18 protein-coding genes are annotated in these 19,395 nt (G+C 40.7%); 12 read left to right on the forward strand and 6 right to left on the reverse strand.

The features are described 5' to 3' along the window. Positions 1 to 194: 194 nt before the first annotated feature. Together ACFOU2_RS13125 and pepF are read left to right on the forward strand one after the other, a co-directional pair. Positions 195 to 1,382, forward strand: a complete 1,188-nt coding sequence (locus ACFOU2_RS13125) for a competence protein CoiA (protein ID WP_377915824.1) — start codon at positions 195 to 197, stop codon at positions 1,380 to 1,382. Positions 1,383 to 1,641: 259 nt separating this feature from the next. Continuing rightward, positions 1,642 to 3,462, forward strand: a complete 1,821-nt coding sequence (pepF, locus tag ACFOU2_RS13130) for an oligoendopeptidase F (RefSeq protein WP_377915826.1) — start codon at positions 1,642 to 1,644, stop codon at positions 3,460 to 3,462. Between the two features lie 249 nt (positions 3,463 to 3,711). Here pepF and ACFOU2_RS13135 read toward each other — a convergent pair whose 3' ends face one another. Next, positions 3,712 to 3,849, reverse strand: coding sequence for a hypothetical protein (locus ACFOU2_RS13135; RefSeq protein ID WP_377915828.1), 138 nt, complete (start codon positions 3,847 to 3,849; stop codon positions 3,712 to 3,714). 243 nt (positions 3,850 to 4,092) lie between these two features. Between ACFOU2_RS13135 and ACFOU2_RS13140 the strand changes: the two genes are divergently transcribed. From ACFOU2_RS13140 to ACFOU2_RS13150, 3 genes are read left to right on the forward strand one after another with little or no spacing between them, the layout of a single operon-like run. Then, the gene (locus ACFOU2_RS13140) at positions 4,093 to 4,821 is read left to right on the forward strand and encodes an ABC transporter ATP-binding protein (protein ID WP_377915830.1); all 729 of its coding nucleotides are present in this window, start codon (positions 4,093 to 4,095) and stop codon (positions 4,819 to 4,821) included. After that, positions 4,818 to 5,843, forward strand: coding sequence for an ABC transporter permease (locus ACFOU2_RS13145; RefSeq protein WP_377915831.1), 1,026 nt, complete (start codon positions 4,818 to 4,820; stop codon positions 5,841 to 5,843). Before ACFOU2_RS13140 ends, ACFOU2_RS13145 begins: the two co-directional genes overlap by 4 nt. Before the next feature lie 12 nt (positions 5,844 to 5,855). Further along, the gene (locus ACFOU2_RS13150; protein WP_377915832.1) at positions 5,856 to 6,509 is read left to right on the forward strand and encodes a TetR/AcrR family transcriptional regulator; all 654 of its coding nucleotides are present in this window, start codon (positions 5,856 to 5,858) and stop codon (positions 6,507 to 6,509) included. 564 nt (positions 6,510 to 7,073) lie between these two features. Here the strand turns inward: ACFOU2_RS13150 and ACFOU2_RS13155 are convergent. The 4 genes from ACFOU2_RS13155 to ACFOU2_RS13170 all read right to left on the reverse strand — a co-directional run bounded on the left by ACFOU2_RS13155 (position 7,074) and on the right by ACFOU2_RS13170 (position 9,995). Then, positions 7,074 to 7,958 (reverse strand): ClpXP adapter SpxH family protein, encoded by an 885-nt coding sequence (locus tag ACFOU2_RS13155; RefSeq protein WP_377915834.1) that lies wholly within the window; start codon positions 7,956 to 7,958, stop codon positions 7,074 to 7,076. 2 nt (positions 7,959 to 7,960) lie between these two features. Then, the gene (locus ACFOU2_RS13160; RefSeq protein ID WP_377915836.1) at positions 7,961 to 8,365 is read right to left on the reverse strand and encodes a globin domain-containing protein; all 405 of its coding nucleotides are present in this window, start codon (positions 8,363 to 8,365) and stop codon (positions 7,961 to 7,963) included. 401 nt (positions 8,366 to 8,766) lie between these two features. Then, the gene (locus tag ACFOU2_RS13165; RefSeq protein WP_377915838.1) at positions 8,767 to 9,402 is read right to left on the reverse strand and encodes a lytic transglycosylase domain-containing protein; all 636 of its coding nucleotides are present in this window, start codon (positions 9,400 to 9,402) and stop codon (positions 8,767 to 8,769) included. A 2-nt stretch (positions 9,403 to 9,404) separates the two neighbouring features. Further along, positions 9,405 to 9,995, reverse strand: coding sequence for a CYTH domain-containing protein (locus tag ACFOU2_RS13170; RefSeq protein WP_377915840.1), 591 nt, complete (start codon positions 9,993 to 9,995; stop codon positions 9,405 to 9,407). A gap of 480 nt (positions 9,996 to 10,475) precedes the next feature. Here ACFOU2_RS13170 and ACFOU2_RS13175 point away from each other — a divergent pair, with 480 nt between their 5' ends. The 4 genes from ACFOU2_RS13175 (at position 10,476) to ACFOU2_RS13190 (ending at position 13,535) form a co-directional block, all read left to right on the forward strand. Next, complete coding sequence (locus tag ACFOU2_RS13175; protein ID WP_377915842.1) at positions 10,476 to 10,865, forward strand: UPF0738 family protein; 390 nt, start codon at positions 10,476 to 10,478, stop codon at positions 10,863 to 10,865. 55 nt (positions 10,866 to 10,920) lie between these two features. Further along, positions 10,921 to 11,553 carry a GTP pyrophosphokinase gene (locus ACFOU2_RS13180; protein ID WP_377915844.1) on the forward strand — a complete coding sequence of 211 codons (633 nt, stop codon included), beginning with the start codon at positions 10,921 to 10,923 and terminating at the stop codon, positions 11,551 to 11,553. A 120-nt stretch (positions 11,554 to 11,673) separates the two neighbouring features. Next, positions 11,674 to 12,468, forward strand: coding sequence for an NAD kinase (locus ACFOU2_RS13185; protein ID WP_377915846.1), 795 nt, complete (start codon positions 11,674 to 11,676; stop codon positions 12,466 to 12,468). 176 nt (positions 12,469 to 12,644) lie between these two features. Further along, a complete protein-coding gene (locus ACFOU2_RS13190) occupies positions 12,645 to 13,535 on the forward strand; it encodes an RluA family pseudouridine synthase (protein ID WP_377915848.1) in 891 nt (296 codons plus the stop codon). 254 nt (positions 13,536 to 13,789) lie between these two features. Here ACFOU2_RS13190 and prpE read toward each other — a convergent pair whose 3' ends face one another. After that, on the reverse strand, positions 13,790 to 14,536 hold the full coding sequence (prpE, locus tag ACFOU2_RS13195) for a bis(5'-nucleosyl)-tetraphosphatase PrpE (protein ID WP_377915849.1): 747 nt from the start codon (positions 14,534 to 14,536) through the stop codon (positions 13,790 to 13,792). Positions 14,537 to 14,989: 453 nt separating this feature from the next. Here prpE and mgtE point away from each other — a divergent pair, with 453 nt between their 5' ends. From mgtE to fabI, 3 genes are all read left to right on the forward strand, one after another. Further along, entirely contained in the window at positions 14,990 to 16,363 is a 1,374-nt protein-coding gene (gene mgtE, locus ACFOU2_RS13200) for a magnesium transporter (protein ID WP_377915851.1), read from the forward strand. 25 nt (positions 16,364 to 16,388) lie between these two features. After that, the gene (locus ACFOU2_RS13205; RefSeq protein WP_377915853.1) at positions 16,389 to 18,248 is read left to right on the forward strand and encodes a monovalent cation:proton antiporter family protein; all 1,860 of its coding nucleotides are present in this window, start codon (positions 16,389 to 16,391) and stop codon (positions 18,246 to 18,248) included. Between the two features lie 284 nt (positions 18,249 to 18,532). Further along, positions 18,533 to 19,312 (forward strand): enoyl-ACP reductase FabI, encoded by a 780-nt coding sequence (fabI, locus tag ACFOU2_RS13210; RefSeq protein ID WP_377915855.1) that lies wholly within the window; start codon positions 18,533 to 18,535, stop codon positions 19,310 to 19,312. Positions 19,313 to 19,395: the final 83 nt, after the last annotated feature.

Genomic DNA, 19,395 nt, shown 5'->3' on the forward strand with positions numbered 1-19,395 from the left:
TACTGTTGATGGCCAGTTTAACTTATCGGGCCCTTAGGGGTAGTTTTTTCTTTGATAATCGCCATGATTTACCGGCCCGACCGTTAGGAGGGATTGAAGGTTTAGGACAATCATTTGTCCTGAACTTTTTTATAAGAGGAAAAAACGAAACAACCGCGAATTAACATGATGACATCAAAAAAGGAGTGAGTGTCATGCTGATAGCGAAAAACGCTGAAGGGCAGGATGTTTCGGTTCTCTCTTATCCATCAAGGCAAATGCTGCGGCAGATGAGAAAGGAAGAGACGTTTCATTGTCCAATTTGTAAAGAAGAAGTAAAGCTGAAAATCGGAAATAAAAAAATCCCCCATTTTTCTCATTTGGGACATACAACGTGTGAGGGAGAGTCTAAAGGGGAAAGTGATTATCATCTGGTTGGGAAACAGCAACTTTTTACGACTTTCCAAAATGATTATAAGGTCGAGCTTGAGCCTTATTTGATTTCCATTCGGCAGAGACCCGACTTATTGGTAAAAACAGAAAGTGAAGAGATTCCTATCGAGTTTCAATGTGCAGCCATTTCAACAGAGCAGCTTTGTAAAAGGACGCTGACTTACCAGCGGGCTGGATATAAACCGATCTGGATTATAGGTGCAAAAAGATTAAAACGTGTCTCTTATTACCTTTATGAGTTATCTCCCTTTGAATGGAATTTTCTTCGTATCAGCCCTTTCTTTGCCCCGTTTCTTCTATATTATTGTTCATTTAGCCAATACCTTATCCAACTACAGCACATTTATCCTTTTTCCTCTAAAATGGCATTTGCCTCTGTGAAAATGATCCCTCTTCAATATGTGAATCTTCATCACTTCTTTCCACAAGGAATTGAAAAATCACCTACTCTTTTTCATGCATGGAACCAAAAGAAGAAAAAGTGGCGCCTTTCATACATGCTTTATCGAAACAGGCGATATGAGCACTTTTTAAAGACCTTATACGAAAAAGGGATTCCCCCTTCTCATTTTCCTTCGGAGGGCGGTATTCCTCATCCTATGCTTTATCAAATTGAAACACCAGCATGTATATGGCAAACATATGTGTTGATCGATGTGTTCTCGAAAAGGACATCGGGAAATCTGATAACATGGAATGAGATTGCTTTTTCTTTCTCGAAGAGGATAAAAGAAAAGGAAATTTTATATCGCCAGTTGCCCCTGATTCCAATGAAGGATCCATATGCGGCATTAAATGAGTATATTGAAAGGTTATGTGATATAGGGATGCTGAAAAGAATAGAGGAGAAGAGATATCAGCTGCTAAGGCCCTATACCTTGCCGAAAACAACAAGTGATGCTTTTTTAGAGGATGCTCAACTAATTGAGCAGCTAAAGCAAATGAAATGACAAGCGCCTGGAAAATTTGTACGATGGAAAAAATGGAAAGATGGAACTGCCCCAAAAGTTTTTGAAAGGCATAGCTCTTTCCTTGAAATGAACCGGGGGATAAAAATCTTTGTATTTTGCTCTATATCTTATACCGGTTTATTTCAAGTGGTTGTCTCGAAAGCATGGGAATGCTTTCGAGACAACCACATACAATAAAAAAGGAATCACCGCTTGCTTAGCGAAATTATGTACCAAACGATTATTGGAGGGAAGCGAAATGACTGAACAGTCCGCCGTAAAAAAACTGCCTGCCCGCAGTGAAATCAAAGTAGAAGATACTTGGAAATTAGAAGATATTTTTGCAACGGATGATGAATGGGAAAAAGAATTTGAAGAGGTAAAAGCCCTTATTCCGAATATGGCAAAATACCAGGGGAAGCTTGGGGAGTCAGCGGATATGTTATATGAAGCGCTCCAAGCGCAAGATGAGCTAACGAAACGGGCGAGCATTTTATATACATATGCCCATATGCGTTATGACCAGGATACAACCAATTCATTTTATCAAGGGTTAAACGACCGAATCAAAACATTATACACGCAAGTGGCAAGTTCTCTCTCGTTTGTGACACCTGAATTGTTATCCATTGATGAACAACAATTGAAAAACTTTTTACAGGAAAAAGAAGAGCTGAAACTTTATGAACATGCATTGGACGAAGTGAACCGTCAGCGTCCTCATGTGTTGTCAACTGAAGAAGAAACATTGTTAGCGCAGGCCTCTGAGGTGTTGGGCGCTTCAAGCAATACGTTTGGGATGTTGAACAATGCTGATTTGGAGTTTCCATCCATTAAAGATGAAAATGGGGAAGAAGTAGAGATTACACATGGCCGCTATATTCGCTTTTTAGAAAGTGAAGACCGCCGTGTGCGCGAGGAAGCCTTCAAGGCGGTATATAAAACATACGGGAAATTTAAAAATACATTTGCAAGTACATTAAGCGGTACGGTTAAAAAAGACAATTTTAATGCGCGTGTGCGCCATTATAATTCGGCACGTCACGCCGCTTTAAGCAATAATAACATTCCAGAAGAAGTGTATGATAATCTTGTTAAAACGGTAAATGGGAGTTTACACTTATTGCATCGCTATGTTGAGTTGCGCAAAAAAGTGTTAGGTCTAGATGAGCTTCATATGTATGATTTGTACACGCCTCTTGTGAAAGATGTGAAAATGAAAGTGACGTATGAAGAAGCAAAAGAGTACATTTTGAAAGGATTAACGCCGCTTGGAGAGGATTATTTAAACGTATTGCATGAAGGATTTGAAAACCGTTGGGTAGACATCCATGAAAACAAAGGGAAAAGAAGCGGTGCTTACTCTTCTGGAACATATGGTACCCACCCGTACATTTTAATGAACTGGCAGGATAATGTAAATAACCTGTTTACATTAGCCCATGAGTTCGGACACTCAGTGCATAGCTATTATACACGTAAAACCCAGCCGTATCCGTACGGTGATTATTCGATTTTCGTTGCAGAAGTGGCATCAACATGTAATGAGGCGTTATTGAATGACTATTTATTGAAAACAATCGATGATCCGAAAAAACGTTTATATTTGTTGAACCATTACCTAGAAGGGTTCCGGGGCACCGTGTTTCGTCAAACAATGTTTGCAGAGTTTGAACATGATATCCATGTTCGTGCACAAAATGGAGAACCTTTAACACCAGAACTATTAACGAACACTTACTATGAGTTAAATAAGAAATACTTTGGCGACGGCCTTTACATTGATGAAGAAATTGGCTTGGAATGGGCACGTATTCCGCATTTCTATTACAATTATTATGTGTATCAATATGCCACAGGCTTTAGTGCGGCCGCGGCGCTCAGCAAGCAAATTCTGGAGGAAGGGGAGCCTGCAGTAGAGCGTTACATCGGTTTCTTAAAAGCGGGAAGTTCTGATTATCCGATTAACGTCTTGAAAAAAGCGGGGGTGGATATGACCACATCACAGCCTATTAAAGAAGCACTGGCTGTTTTTGAAGAAAAGCTCACGGAAATGGAAAAATTATTGAGCGAAGTATAACGAAAAAGAAGCCTTATCACAATAGGCATAAAACCTTTAATGAAAAGGAGACACCTTCAAAGGATGAGCGGTGTCTCTTTTTTCGTATATGAAAGTATAAGTTGTGTTCTGCCATTGAAACCAAAGAACGGTTTCCCGGTCAGAAGCTCCAAAGTACAGGCTGTACAAAGGCAGGCATTGGGACAGGACGTCGTGATCTTAGTCTGCCAACCTCTTATTGCATTGAACAGTCACCTTCGCTTTTTTGAGTTACATTTTGGTATTAGCGGGTTTATCGAGCTCATCTTTTTCCCAGGCGATTAATACTTTCCCGAACTCCTCTTCAAATCTCTGCAGCTTTTCCTTTTCCGCCGCTGAAAGGTTTGCAACATGAAACCCTTTTTTCAAAATTGTACACCTCGCTTCTTTGATCTAAGCCTTATACCTCCAAATAGAGCATAAGGCTCAAAGATAATATGAATCAAATCTTCTAGAATATGTGTTTCAATGGCCAAAATATTGATTAAATGTTTATAGAGAAGAGGCAGGGGAGAAATTATTTTAGTAAATGAGTGATTACTCACTATTGATTTTAAAAGAAATCATATATGATAAGTGAGTAATCACTCATTTTAAGAATGGAGGATGAGTATGACAAGCGATTATTTAGTAGATGTACAGCATGTATCAAAGAAGTTTGGGAAAAAACGAGTACTTGAAGATATTGACTTGCATCTTAAAAAAGGAGAAATATTAGGCTTGCTTGGGCCGTCAGGAGCCGGGAAGACAACGTTGGTAAAAATGATAGCCGGTATCGATATACCGTCACAAGGGAGCATACAAGTATTAGGGGAAAACATGCCTAACCTTGAAGTGATGAAACATATTGGTTTTATGGCCCAGGCCGATGCCCTTTACATGGAATTAACCGCGCTTGAGAACCTCCAGTTTTTTGCTTCCATCTATGGATTAAAGGGGCAGAAGCGAAAGGAGCGAATTCAACAGACGATGGGGCTCGTAAATTTAGCGGAGTATATAAAGGTCCCGGTTCATCAGTATTCAGGAGGGATGAGACGCCGATTATCGTTAGCCATTGCCTTGCTTCATGAACCGGAAGTTCTAGTATTGGATGAGCCGACGGTAGGAATTGATCCCGTTTTGCGAAAATCCATTTGGACAGAGTTGGAACACTTACGAAAGGAAGGAACGGCTATTATTGTTACCACACATGTGATGGATGAGGCAGATAAATGTCAGCGCCTCGGAATGATTCGAGATGGAAAGCTAATCGCTGTTGGATCGCCATCGGAGTTGAAACGGCAAACGGGTTCAAGCAGCATTGAAGAAGCTTTCTTAGTATTTGGAGGTGAGCAGAAATGAGGATCAAAGCGATTGTGATTCGAATCATTCGGCAGTTTTTTCGCGATAAGAGGACGCTGGGACTTTTGCTCATTGCCCCGTTATTCGTTCTTTTTCTCATGAATCTAGTATTTAATAGCGATGAGTATGAACCAACCATCATTCTTTCTCCAAAAGCTGCACAGATAGCGGAAGAAGCCTTTAAAGAACAGGCAAAAGTGACCATTGAGACAAAAGAGGAGGCAATAGAACAATTAAAAGAGCAAAAAGCCGATGCTTTTGTTGATATAGAGATGAAAAGACCAGATATTACCCTGGAAGGAAGCGATCCGGCGGTAAATAAATCCGTTTTACTTACTGTACAAAAAGCTTTTGGGAAGGCAGAGGGGAGAACTCAGCAGCCCAAAATGGAAACGACGTATCTTCATGGTTCAGAAGATATGGCCTTGTTCGATCATTTTGGACCTGTCCTGATTGGTTTTTTTATCTTCTTTTTTGTTTTTCTAATTGCCGGTGTATCCTTTCTAAGGGAGCGAACAGGCGGAACGCTGCAGCGTCTTTTGGCTACCCCGCTTAGGAGATGGGAAATAGTCGGTGGTTATGTTGTTGGATTTGGCGTGTTTACGATTTTTCAAGCCACGCTTATCTCATGGTTCTCTATTCATATCCTCGGAATGGTGATGGAGGGCTCTTTTTTATTTGTGTTGTTGATTACCGTTTTATTGGCTATGACTGCTCTTACGCTTGGAACGCTCTTATCGTCATTTGCACATAATGAACTGCAAATGATTCAATTCATCCCGCTTGTGATTGTGCCGCAAATCTTCTTTTCAGGATTATTTAACTTGGATACCATGTCGCAATGGCTCCGCTCACTCAGTGTGATTATGCCATTGACATATGGGGCCGATGCGCTTAGGGAGATTATGATTCGCGGCAACGGCTGGGAGTATTTTGCACCCGATGTATATGTTTTACTTGGATTCTCTGCGCTGTTTATGGTACTTAATATATTGGCGCTAAAAAAACATCGGAAATTATAAGGAGCTAGTTTTATGAATGAACGTTGGCTGGAAGAATTATTGAGAATTAATGACGAAGAGATCAAACTGAGTGAAAAGCAAGCAAAAATTTTAGAAGCGGCAATTGGAATTTTTTCTCAAAAAGGATATGCGGCTACTTCTACAAGTGAGATTGCCAAGAAAGCAGGGGTGGCTGAAGGCACGATCTTTAGGCACTATAAAACGAAAAAAGATTTGCTGTTAGCAATCGTTACCCCAACCTTAACGAAAGTAGTGGCCCCTTTTTTAACAAAAGATTTTGTCAAAAAAGTATTTGAAAACGAATACGGTTCGTATGAAGAATTCGTTTATGCCTTGATGGAAAATCGTTATGAGTTTGTTAAAAAACATCTTCCGATAATAAAGATTTTTCTGCAGGAACTGGCCTTTCACGATGAAATAAAGTCACAGATTCAAGTCATTTTTACCGAAAATGTATTAGAAAAGTTCAAGAGAATCGTCGAACACTTTCAAGAGAATGGAGAAATTGCTGATGTTCCATCCGGCACGGTTATTCGCATGACGATGACAACGGTTATCGGGTTTTTACTGGCACGTTTTATGATCATGACAGATGCTGATTGGGATGATCATAAAGAAATGAATGCCACGATTTATTTATTAATGAACGGTTTGGCAGCAAAATAAGCGAAAAGCCATGGGCATCCATGGCTTTTTCATTTGAATCCGCGAAATCGTCTATGATTGTTGAGAAGCATTAAGAAAATAAAAATGGTAAAGAACAGAAGAGGTGTCGTAATAATGAGGGGGGCTAAATTCATTAAGCCGAGTAGATGAAAAAGAAAAGAAGCGATAACACTGATACTGCTCAAAATTAACAGGTGCAAATTCATTCCTATACTCCTTTCAAAAAATAACATTATTCGACATTCTGGATATTCTTCCTTTTAATATGTCCTATGAGAAGAAGAGGAAAAATATGAATAGAATTTGACGAAATTGTGAATTTGAAAAAAAGCACTTGTCAAAAGTCGACATAATTTGCTATATTATTAAGGTGAAGTTTATCACAAAACAAACATATACCCCTTTGTTTGACCGTGAAAAATTTCTCCCATCCCCTTGTTGTCTTAAGACAAACGAAAAAGACCCGGTTTTCCGGGTCTTTTTTGTTTATTCAAAAAGTATATGGGTAACTGCGCGTCTGTCTTTGTCTTTCAAGGTTCCTGACATTAAGGAGTTTTTTTATATTTACTCGCCGATATATCTCCAGAAGGTTCCATACTTTACCGGCACTTGCTCTACTTTTTGCTGCAGTTGCAGTTTCTTCAATTCCCGTTCCGCTTCTTTTGTCGAAACATTGTAGACAACCGCGACTTCTTTTGTTGCCACAAATTTAAAGTATCGCAAAAACATATTTAATGGAGGCAGAGGTGATGGTTCAGGACGATCTGCTAACATTTCATGAAGAATTTGTACATACATTTCATATGGGTAGCATCCCGTGATTTTAATTCCTTCCTCTTCGACATTTTCATTAAAGAAGACGAGAGTAGGCATTTCCTGAACGTCCATTTCCGCTGTAATTTTAACATCACATTGAAAGGCTTTTGTGGCACTTTCAGAATGTAAATCCTTATAAAATTCATTCGTATCCAACCCAACCTCTTGGGCACATTGCATTAACACACTTACATCGGATATATTTTGTTTTTCCAGAAATACGACTTCCTGCACTTTGCGCAGAAATCGGATTCCTTGTCTCTTTCCTTGTAATCCTGCCGCCTTAATGGCGATAGAAGCAGAGTATGGAGAGGAAATGGGGCTTTCAAGCCAAAGATTTCCATCACATGACATCCCGGAACGGCTGGCTGCTCGTTCCCATACACGGGCCATATTTTCGAACTTTTGCTTCGGACTCACATTTAAGGTTGCCAAGCGGCCGCTCAGTACATGTTTTAAAGTGAAAAATTGCCCGTACTCAATTTGAAGTTTTTTGACAATCGGTTCAAGAGCCCAACATTCAGGGCACAAAGGATCAATGAAGAAATAAATTTCCAACGGTTTTTTATTGGATCCTTGACAAAGCTGTGATAAAGAATAAGATGGATCAGAATAGAAATCTTGAACGCTCAAGGTTAACTTCCTTCCTCATCTTGATCTCCCGGTGTATTAATCATATGCTGAGCTGTTAATACAAGACGTTGGAAAAATTGAGTTCGAATGTCACCTTCAAGTCCCACTTCGTCCATTGCTTGACTCATACAGTGCAGCCAAGCTTTGGCTCTGGATGGTGTGATAGGAAAGGGCAGATGACGGGCACGCAGCATGGGATGTCCGTGTTCTTCTGTATAAATGGCGGGACCGCCCAAATATTGAGTGAGAAATTGCTTTTGTTTTCGAGCTGTTTCCGTTAAATCGTCGGGAAAAATAGGAGCCAGTTCAGGATGATTTCCTACCCGGTTGTAAAACGCATCCACGAGCTTGGCTAACATCTCCTCACCACCGATAGCCTCATAGGGCGTGTGTATTTGATTCGTCATGTTTATAACTCCTTTAAACCTATTGTTCACGACAACAATGAATACCTTTTTGTTGATTGGCGATTCATCATTTGTCTTTTTGGTTAATTGTGTAGTGTGATTTCTTATAAGTGTAAAAATAGGTGGCAAAATTTTTTCTGCTGTAAGGACCGTTTATAAAAAACATGATTTTAGTGGGTTTTTCATAACCGGTCTTTTCAATCAGTTTCTTGAATTTACGTTTATTGTATCAACGTCAAGGTAATATCTCAAACTATCCGCTTATGAAACCTTTATGGGAGGAGGAGGAGATATATCCAATGTTAGCATGTGTATGTGCGCAGTTTTTCAATCCAAAAATCATCCTTTTGATTCCTTCATAATAAAAGTCAGGAGATCAAAAGGATGAAACTAAAAGATCATTAAGCAAAGTACGTATCGGTGATTTTTTGGACATATCGTTCTGTTTCTTTAAAAGGAGGGATCCCTCCGTATTTGTCTACGTTTCCTGGACCTGCATTATACGCCGCCAGGGCTAGATGGAGGTTATCATCATACTTATCGAGCATCTGTCGTAAATATTTGGCTCCGCCAAGCACATTCTGCATCGGGTCATAAGGATCGTCTACCCCAAGTGCACGAGCGGTACTTGGCATTAACTGCATCAGTCCTATCGCTCCGACATGGCTTTTTGCCTTTGGATTGAAATTTGATTCTTGACGAATCACTGATTTGAGAAGTTTTGGATCCAGGTTATACGTTTGAGCCGCCTTTTCAATTATTCTATCTATGCTTGAAGATGCTCTGTTTCCTGGTGCAGAGGAAATCAGCTTTTCCGTGTTCGGTATAAATGCCCCCTGTTTGATGGGAAGGGGGGAAGGAGAAAAAGGAAGCGACAAGGAAGTTTCTTTCCTGGCCGGCTGGTTCTGGTCGGCGATGAATTGCTCTAATACGTCCTGAAATAAAGAGGCCGTTGTGTCGGTTTGCGTAACGGATGTAGTCGAAAAGTTGCGCAACGCTTGTAATTCGAGTAATGTTTTTAAAGATTGAACATCCATGTTTACTCCTCGCTTATTTGTGAATATTTCAGTTGATAGAATCGACGGATCTTATTGTCTGTTTGCCGTATTGGAATATGAAATTGTTGCAGCAATTCCTTGAATTGCTGTTGGCCAAGCTGAAAATTCTTTGCTTCAAATTCCAGCTCATAATCATCTCGGTTTAAATAAAAACTATGATCCAACACAAGAAGCCCGTCTTTATAAAAAAGCTGTGCCCTTTTTGTAGTGAGGGTACCGAAATAAAAGAGTTTCGTGACATCCACGCCGAGCCGTTTAATTAGTTCTGCGATGTCGCCTGCTACTGTTCCCTTTCCGTTTATTAAATAGTCTGCTTCTTGAAAGGATAAAGGCTGGTGGGATTCCAACAGTCCGTTTTCATGCGGCTGTTTTAAGGTTAGGACATATGTATCTCCCTTTTTACGAATCCTTAGGGCAGAACCGTGGGTTTTTAATTGAAAATCAGTTGTATCAAAATAGTGATTTTCTTGTGTCATAAAATCATCTTCTCCGAGGGAGAAATGAGAAGTGAGTGTGTGAAATTCTTCTTCGGTCAATAAATTTTTAAATTCGATTTCTACTTCCTGTTTCATGGAGGCAGTCCTTTCTTCTTTATCTTTTTTCAAAGGGTGAGCAAGTATAAAAATGTTGGTTTACGAGAGTGTCTGGCTCCAGCGCCCAGCCCCTCGAGCCGTTTCGTTCCAGCTGATGAAGTCAAAGAACAACTTCACCTGCCAGACCTCCGACGTACAGGATATACTAGTGCCGACGTTGCCACAGGACGTGGCGCTTTTAGTCGGCCAGCACTTGTCAGGGCTGACCAAGGCGCTTGCGCTTTTCTTATTATTCCATGAACTTGTTTGACTAGCAATGGCTATCCCGTTTTAAGGAGCGATGAGCCCGGACGATAAGCATGGAGAGTAATCGGGAAGAATAACCGTCCGTAAGTACCCGATAAGTTCAACTAACCATGAGAGGGAAAAGAACTCCCTCTCATGGAAGTTTCGCTTTATCAAAGAAACAGTCCTTATGTTAAAATAAAAACGAATTGGTTTGTTGGAAGGAGTTTATATATGCAAAAACGAATTGAAGTGCTAGAAAGTTATATTGAGCAGCAACAATTATACCTGATTGCACAACCATTTAAGACAGAAGGGAAGGAAATTCGTGATACTGCTCAAATGATTACCGATTCTGATAATGTGTCATTTATTTATATTATCGACATTAACGATGAGTTTGTTTATGTTAGCATACCTGTTAATATTTGGGGTAACTTGAAGGGGGCGCTTGAAAATAACTACGATGTATGCTTAAAGCTGAATGACCGAACTGTAAAGTTAGACGGATTCTTGAGTGAGCTTACATATTTAATTGAGAACATTGAAGGAAACGCCAACTACGGCGAGCATATGGTTTCAAAGGTCGAAGAGGTTTTCTTAACTCGCAAAAGCGAATTATAAAAAAAGATAAAAAGTTCGCTTCGTTAGTACTGGCAGATTGGGGGACATGTTATCAATGGTACAGCATTGGGATTTATTTTTGGCTCCTTATAAACAGGCGGTAGACGAGCTGAAGGTGAAGCTGAAGGGGATGCGTTCACAGTTTGAAATGCAATCGATGCACTCGCCAATTGAGTTTGTGACGGGAAGAGTGAAACCTATTCCAAGCATTTTGGATAAAGCTGCGAGGAAAGGCATCCCGCTTGATAAATTGGAAGAGGAAATGCAGGATATAGCCGGATTGCGAATGATGTGTCAATTTGTTGATGACATTAAAACGGTCGTATTATTACTTCGTCAACGTACGGATTTTGAAATTGTCGAAGAGAGAGATTATATTACGCGAAAAAAAGAAAGCGGCTACCGCTCTTATCACGTCGTCATTCGATATCCGGTTCAAACTATCAAGGGAGAAAAAAACATTTTAGTTGAAATTCAGATTCGAACATTGGCGATGAACTTTTGGGCAACCATCGAACACTCATTAAATTATAAATACAGCGGAAAATTTCCCCAAGATATCAAAGAGCGCTTGCAGCGTGCAGCAGAAGCCGCGTTTCTGTTAGACGAAGAGATGTCACAAATTCGTGGAGAAATTCAAGAAGCCCAAGTCATCTTCTCACGAAAACAAGATAACCCGGATGAATAATAGGGAAAAGAAACCAAGTGCAAGACGGCTAAAGGACTAAAGGTTATAAAGGCGACGTCTTATCACTGTTTCTTCGTCAGCATGTCCTGTACGCCGAAAAAAAGGGATGGGGTGAAAAAGATGAAATTTGCGATTACATCAAAAGGTGATCAAACCTCCAATATGTTAATGCAAAAGATGCGTACCTACTTGCTGGATTTCCAGTTAGAGTACGATGAAAATCAACCTGATATCGTTATATCAGTAGGAGGGGACGGAACTCTTTTATATGCATTTCACCGCTACCGCAAGCGTCTTGATAAAACGGCTTTTGTTGGAGTGCATACTGGTCACTTAGGGTTTTATGCAGATTGGGTTCCGGAGGAAATTGAAAAATTGGTGATTGCTATTGCTAAAACACCTTATCAGGTAGTGGAATATCCGTTATTAGAAGTGATTATTCGGTATATAAACGGCAGTCGGGAATCACGTTACTTGGCCTTGAACGAATGTACGGTAAAAAGCGTTGAAGGGTCGCTTGTCATGAATTTGGAGATTAAGGGACAGCTATTTGAAACATTCCGGGGGGACGGTTTATGTATTTCAACGCCTTCTGGGAGTACAGCGTATAATAAATCACTTGGAGGCGCTATTTTGCATCCTTCGTTGGAGGTTCTCCAGGTCGCAGAAATGGCTTCCATTAACAACCGGGTATTCCGGACGATTGGCTCCCCTCTTGTTTTACCGTCCCATCATACATGCATGTTAAAGCCAATCAATGATGTGGACTTCCAAATTACAGTTGACCACCTTACTCTTTTACATAAAGATGTTAAATCTATTCAATTCCGTGTTGCGAATGAAAAAATTCGCTTCGCCCGTTTCCGTGCATTTCCCTTCTGGCAAAGGGTAAGAGATTCGTTCGTCTGCGATTAAGAGTATAAATAAGAGAAGAGCAAAAGACTGTCTCACGGTAAGTGTGAGAGACAATACCTTTATATTGGGGACTTTGTTAAAGAGCGATGTTGATTTCTACTATTTTCGTTTCATTCAAATCAGCCAAAAATCAACACCAAAGCTTTAACACAGCCATATTGAAAGGAACGGAATGAATGAGTGAGCAATTTACATTGACATGGTCCATTACTGAGAAGGATGAAGGAGTTTTAGTACGGGAATTTTTAAAGAAACATCATATTTCAAAGACAGCGCTCACAGATATTAAGTTTAATGGGGGGGATATTTTAGTGAATGGCGGGCATGTGACCGTTCGTTATTCACTGAAGCAAGGGGATATGCTATCTGTTTTATTTCCTCCTGAAATCCCAAGTGAAGGATTGACAGGGGAGAACATCCCTCTTGAGATTGTGTATGAAGATGACTACATTTTAGTCATCAATAAACCCCCATTTTTATCAAGCATTCCATCCCGAGAGCATCCGACAGGGTCGATGAGTCATGCCCTTCTCTATTATTATGAACAGCAAGGTATTGCTTCGACCATCCATTTAGTGAATCGGCTCGATCGGGACACATCAGGCCTTTTGATTGTCGCCAAGTACCGTTACGTGCACTACTTATTCTCAAAAGAGCAGCAACGCCATACGATCCAGCGTACATATCGGGCAATAGTCCATGGAACCCTTGCCTTTGATAAAGGAACGGTGGATGCACCGATTGGGCGAAAAAGCGAGAGCATTATTGAACGGGAAGTAAGAGAAGATGGACAGCATGCCGTGACACATTATAAAGTGTTACAACGATCAGAGGATTTTACATATGTAGCGCTAAAGCTTGAGACAGGCAGGACACATCAAATTCGTGTTCATATGTCATATTTGGGTCATCCTCTTTTAGGAGATGAGCTGTACGGGGGGAAAAGGGATAAAATTGAACGTCAAGCTCTCCATAGCCATGAACTGCACTTTTACCATCCGATCCTTCAAAAGGAATTTTTCTTTACGGCGGAAGTTCCGGGGGACATGAAGAAAATAATAGAGTGAAAGCAATGGAACCGGGAAAAATCCCGGTTCTTTTGTTTGTCCCGCTTTAACGGCCAGTAAGCCCGGGTGAGGATCGAGGAAAAGTAACTGTCCATAAGAGCCCGTAACCATCAGGGAAAGAACAAAGGCTAAAACCGCGACGTCCTGTCGCAGCGCCTTTGCTGGCACGTCCTGTGCATCGGAATTTTTTCTTTATATAAAGTGCAGCGGGGAGAGCGCCGCAATCGTTTTACATTCAAAAAAGATTGTATACATTATGAATCCTCAAATGATCGGAATTTTTCCGGCACATAGGGCATGGAAGACGGAACGGAGATTGTCTCGCTTTCAGGGTAGCGAAAACCGGTTAAAGCCCCTCCGAACACGGCCCCGGTATCGATATTGATTGTATTGTTCACTTTTCTTGGTTCTTTGACGGGAGTATGACCATAAACAATTATGGCATCCCCTTTATAATATTGGGCCCAATCACGGCGAACGGGAGAGCCGTCTGGATGGGATTCACCTGTAATGTCTCCGTATAAGACAAATGTTTGGACCTTCTTGCTATTTTTTCCGATATAGTCCTCTCGAATGCCGGCATGGGCTACGACTAGTCTATTTTGATCCAGCTGCCAATAAAGAGGGGACTTTTCATAAAGTTCTATAAACTGGTGACGAATAGCTTTTTGTTCTCTTGGTGAGAGGGCTTGGTATTCCGCAACGGTTGTTTCCAATCCATGTGTAATTTGTACCTTATTCCCGAGAAAGAAACGGTAAAGCTTATTACAGTGATTGCCTGGACAGTAGTAGGCATCTTTTTGTTGGATGACAAGTTTATGTACAATGCGAATGACGTCTAGAGAACGCGGCCCCCGGTCTGTCAAATCGCCTACAAATGCCAATTGGCGGCCCTGCGGATGTTGCGGAAATCCTTTGTCCCATACATACCCCAGCTTTTCCGTTAACTGTACGAACTCTTTATAACAACCATGTATATCTCCAATGACATCGAACTTCATCTGTATCGTCCTTTCTAAAAGATAAAATAGTCACTTATTTGTACAAACTATAGTTGAAACTTTCAGGTTTATCTTTTTGCCATTCGGGTAAAAATTAAAACTTCGCCTTTCTGTATTGTTCACCGTAACAACTCCAATTATATCAAGTGTTTATCATGTATGACGGTGACAAGAACGATAGGGCCACGCAAAACCTGTTTTCCCCTATCATCCCACCGGGAAACGCTGAAGTTGATTGTAAAGCTATATATTGTAGAGAGGCTTTGGCAATAATCATGTTGATTATCATGCTTTTAAGGATTTAAATTAGCTAAAATTATTTTAAAGTTTGATAAACATGACGGACACTAAAGCGCTTAACTTTACATGTTTGTTAAGAATTATGTGTATTAGTTGCGTTTTGTTTCCGGTTCATAATAAAGTTAAATGAGTTTCGAATTGAGGTGGTGAAAAATGGGCCGTTCAGAGCAAAAAGAGTTGCGGGAAGAAACAGAACAAAGATTATTAGAATTGCTGATAGAAGAAAAGATCGAGGAGTTTCGTGAAGAGTTTCTCGTCCTCCATTCCTACGACCAAGCTAAGTTTTATGCCGAGTTAGATGAGAATCAACGGCTTCAGCTTTACCGGTTTTTATCTCCTAGTGAAGTAGCATATATATTTGAAACGTTAGAAGTGCCGGAGGAAGATTATCAGCAATTATTAGCGGAAATGCACCCCTCCTTTGCCGCTGACATGCTTTCACATATGTATGCTGACGATGCAGTGGACGTCTTAAATGAACTTGATAAGGAGCAGGCAGCCAGCTATTTAACGATTATGGATGATGAGGCAGCCCAGGAGATTAAAGAACTGCTTCATTACGAAGAGTATACAGCTGGCAGTATCATGACAACGGAGTTCATCTCTATTCAAGCGAATCAAACCGTACGATCTGCCATGCGAATCTTGAAGAGAGAAGCCCTGGAAGCAGAGACGATTTATTATGTGTATGTAATTGACGATGAAAAAAAGCTGGTAGGGGTTGTGTCCCTTCGTGATTTGATTGTATCTGATGATGAGACCATGATTTCAGACATTATGTATGACCGAGTAGTTTCCGCGTCAGTTGCACAAGACCAGGAAGAGGTAGCCCAAACCATGAGGGACTATAACTTTCTGGCTCTGCCTGTTGTCGATTTTCAAAATCACTTGCTTGGAATCATCACAGTAGATGATGTCATCGACGTTATTGATGAAGAAGCATCTGACGATTATTCCAAGCTGGCGGCAATAAGTGATGTCGATGCCGTCGACAAGGGGCCGTTCAATGCTGCACGCAAGCGGTTGCCGTGGCTTATCATTTTATTGTTCTTGGGAATGCTGACAGCAAGCCTGATCGGAAGATTCGAGGAAACCTTAAATAAGGTGGCGATTCTGGCTGTGTTTATTCCCCTTATTGCAGGAATGGCAGGAAATACAGGAACACAGGCATTGGCTGTTGCAATCCGTGGTCTCGCAACAGGGGAGGTAGGAAACGAAAGTAAATGGAAGCTAATTGCACGAGAAGCGGGAACCGGTCTTATTACCGGTGGTACGTGCGGAATTCTCGTTACAGGTGTCGTATATATATGGCATGGAGATGTTTTTCTCGGTTTGCTTGTAGGAGCTTCCATCTTTGCGACCTTGACTGTCGCAACACTGGCCGGTTCGCTTGTCCCGCTCATTATGCACCGATTGAACATTGACCCTGCTGTTGCGTCTGGTCCGTTTATTACCACGATTAATGATATTATTAGCATTTTAATTTATTTTGGTTTAGCGACATTATTCATGAGTTATCTACAGTAGTATTGAGATAAAGGAGGGGATTAGTATGGAACATCATGCTTCAGTGACATCACTGCTGATTGTAATTATTGTTGCCTTTTTGACCCCTATTTTGCTGCACCGTCTCAGGTTGAGAGTCATTCCTGTCGTAGTGGCGGAAATCATTATGGGATTGATTATTGGACAAAGCGGTTTGAATCTTGTAGAGCAAGATATGTGGCTGGAAACATTGTCAACGCTTGGCTTTATCTTTTTAATGTTTTTGAGTGGATTGGAAATTGACTTTTCCGCTTTTGCAGGGAGCAAGAAAAAAGAAAAACTCCCCAATGGAAACAATGCCCCTAATCCGTTTACGATATCAACGCTGATTTTTTTGGCTGTTTTTGCTATTTCTCTTTTCCTTTCTTATCTTTTTGTTTGGACAGGATTTATTGATAATGCCTTTTTAATGACATTAATCATTTCGACCATTTCACTTGGCGTTGTAGTGCCAACTCTTAAAGAAGCGCAAATCATGAAAAGTACGATTGGACAGATCATTTTGCTTGTAGCCGTTATCGCTGACCTTGTCACCATGATCTTACTCGCTGTTTTTGCTTCTTTATATGAAAAAGGCGGCGGGAACACATGGCTGCTTCTCATTTTATTTGGGGCAGGTGTCATCATCTACTTTTTCGGTAAATCATTTAAGCACCGTTCATTCCTTGAGACGATGTCGAAAGGAACGATCCAAATTGGTACGCGGGCTGTGTTTACCCTCATTATCGTGTTAGTAGCGGTTTCGGAATCCATTGGAGCTGAGAACATTTTAGGTGCGTTCCTTGCGGGCGTACTTGTGTCTTTATTATCTCCTAATCCCGATTTGGTTCATAAACTGGACTCATTTGGCTACGGCTTTCTTATCCCTATCTTTTTTGTAATGGTCGGAGTCAAGTTGGATGTCTGGTCACTATTTACGGATGACAGGATTCTTATTTTAATTCCATTATTGCTTCTCGCACTATTCATATCAAAAGCAATCCCGGCCATGATATTGAAAGCTTGGTATGATACGAAAACTGTGCTTGCTTCTGGCTTCTTGTTAACATCGACTCTTTCACTTGTGATTGCCGCAGCCACAATTGGCGAAAAGCTGGGTGTCATTGATGCCCAAATGTCAGGTGCTCTTATTTTAGTAGCAATCATAAGCTGTATTATTACTCCAATTGTATTTAAAAAACTCTTCCCGAAAAAAACGGCCGAGGATACGAAAATTACAGTGAACTTTATCGGGGCCAATCAGTTTACCCTGCCGGTTGTCCGTGAATTGAATGAAAAAATGTATGACTACACCATTTTTCATCCAAAGCAGGACAAAGTAGAAGAAGTGATTGCAGACCCGGTTTTTCATATTAAAGAAATTGAAAGCTATGAACTTGATTTATTAAAGAAAAATGGTGCATTTGATACGGACGTTCTTGTTATTACATCAGGTGAAGAAAAGCGAAATGCCGCCATTGCCTTGGCGGCAAAGGAGTATGGAATAGAACGCGTTATTGCCCGTGTGGAAACACCCGAGTTAGAAGAGCGGCTAAGAGAAGCCAATATCGAAGTCTTTTCGGTTCTCTTATCGACGAAAGCACTGATGAAGGCTTTAATTGAATCACCAAAAGTCATCAATATTTTAACGAATCAAGACAGCGCTCTTTATGAGATTGATCTTGAAAACAGCAAATATGACGGCTTAGCTTTACGAAATTTCCCATTTACCGGAGACATTATCTTTGTACGAATTTTCCGCGGGAAAGACTCCATCGTTCCGCATGGAGATACGGAGCTGCAGCTCGGCGATAAGCTTATTGTGACTGGTTCCCAGGAATATGTAAGTGAATTAAGAAGGGCAATGGAGTTTTGTGAAGAATGCTAAAGAGGATAAGTCAAAAGAGATAAAAAGCATCCCTTTTGACTTATCCTCCTGAAAGGACCCATCATGAAAATCCGGCAAAATCAACGGATTCAGTGACGGGTCCTTTCAATAGAAATCAAGTTTTATGATTGATTGAAGACTTATTGGGAGCTTATGAGACATAGCTCCTTTTTTATTTAAGATGATTGCTGCGAATTAATCTTTACAAACTGTAGACTATTTATGATATACTAGTTTTAAGACTAGGTACTAATAACTTGTGTTAAATAGGAGGGTATGAAAAAATGAAAAGTTTATCCTTGGAAAACCGCACATATGTGGTAATGGGAGTGGCAAATAAACGCAGCATCGCTTGGGGGATTGCCCGTTCTCTTCATGAAGCAGGGGCGAGATTGATTTTTACATACGTCGGAGAGCGTTTAGAAAAGAGTGTACGTGATCTTGCTGAAAGCTTAGAACGCGAAGATTCGCTTGTGCTTCCTTGTGATGTGACAAGTGACGAGGACATTGAAAAATGTTTTGCGACCATTAAAGAAGAAGTAGGCGTTATTCATGGAATCGCTCACTGCATCGCATTTGCAAACAAAGAAGAACTGCAAGGTGAGTATATGAATACGAACCGTGAAGGGTTCTTGCTTGCTCATAACATTAGTTCTTATTCTTTAACGGCTGTGGCAAAAGCAAGTAAAGATTTAATGGCAGAAGGGGGAAGCATTGTTACGTTGACGTATCTTGGCGGAGAGCGTGTTGTTACTAACTATAATGTAATGGGGGTAGCGAAAGCATCGCTTGACGCAAGTGTAAAGTATTTAGCGGCTGATTTAGGAAAATATGGTATTCGTGTAAACTCAATTTCAGCTGGACCGATCCGTACTCTTTCCGCTAAAGGCATCAGTGACTTCAATTCGATTTTAAAAGAAATTGAAGAGCGTTCACCTCTTCGTCGTACAACAACTCCGGAAGAAGTGGGAGACACAGCTGTCTTCTTATTCAGTGATTTTGCCCGCGGCATTACGGGTGAAAATATCCACGTGGATTCCGGATTCCACATTATCGCACGCTAAAAACAGGGAGCTGACCCGAAAGGTACGTAACGTGCCTTTTGGGTCAAGCTTTTTTTTATTTGGTGTAAAAAAATAAAAGAATC

It is taken from the genome of Bacillus songklensis (assembly GCF_042649685.1).
Taxonomy (GTDB): Bacteria; Bacillota; Bacilli; order Bacillales; family Bacillaceae_H; genus Bacillus_BA; species Bacillus_BA songklensis.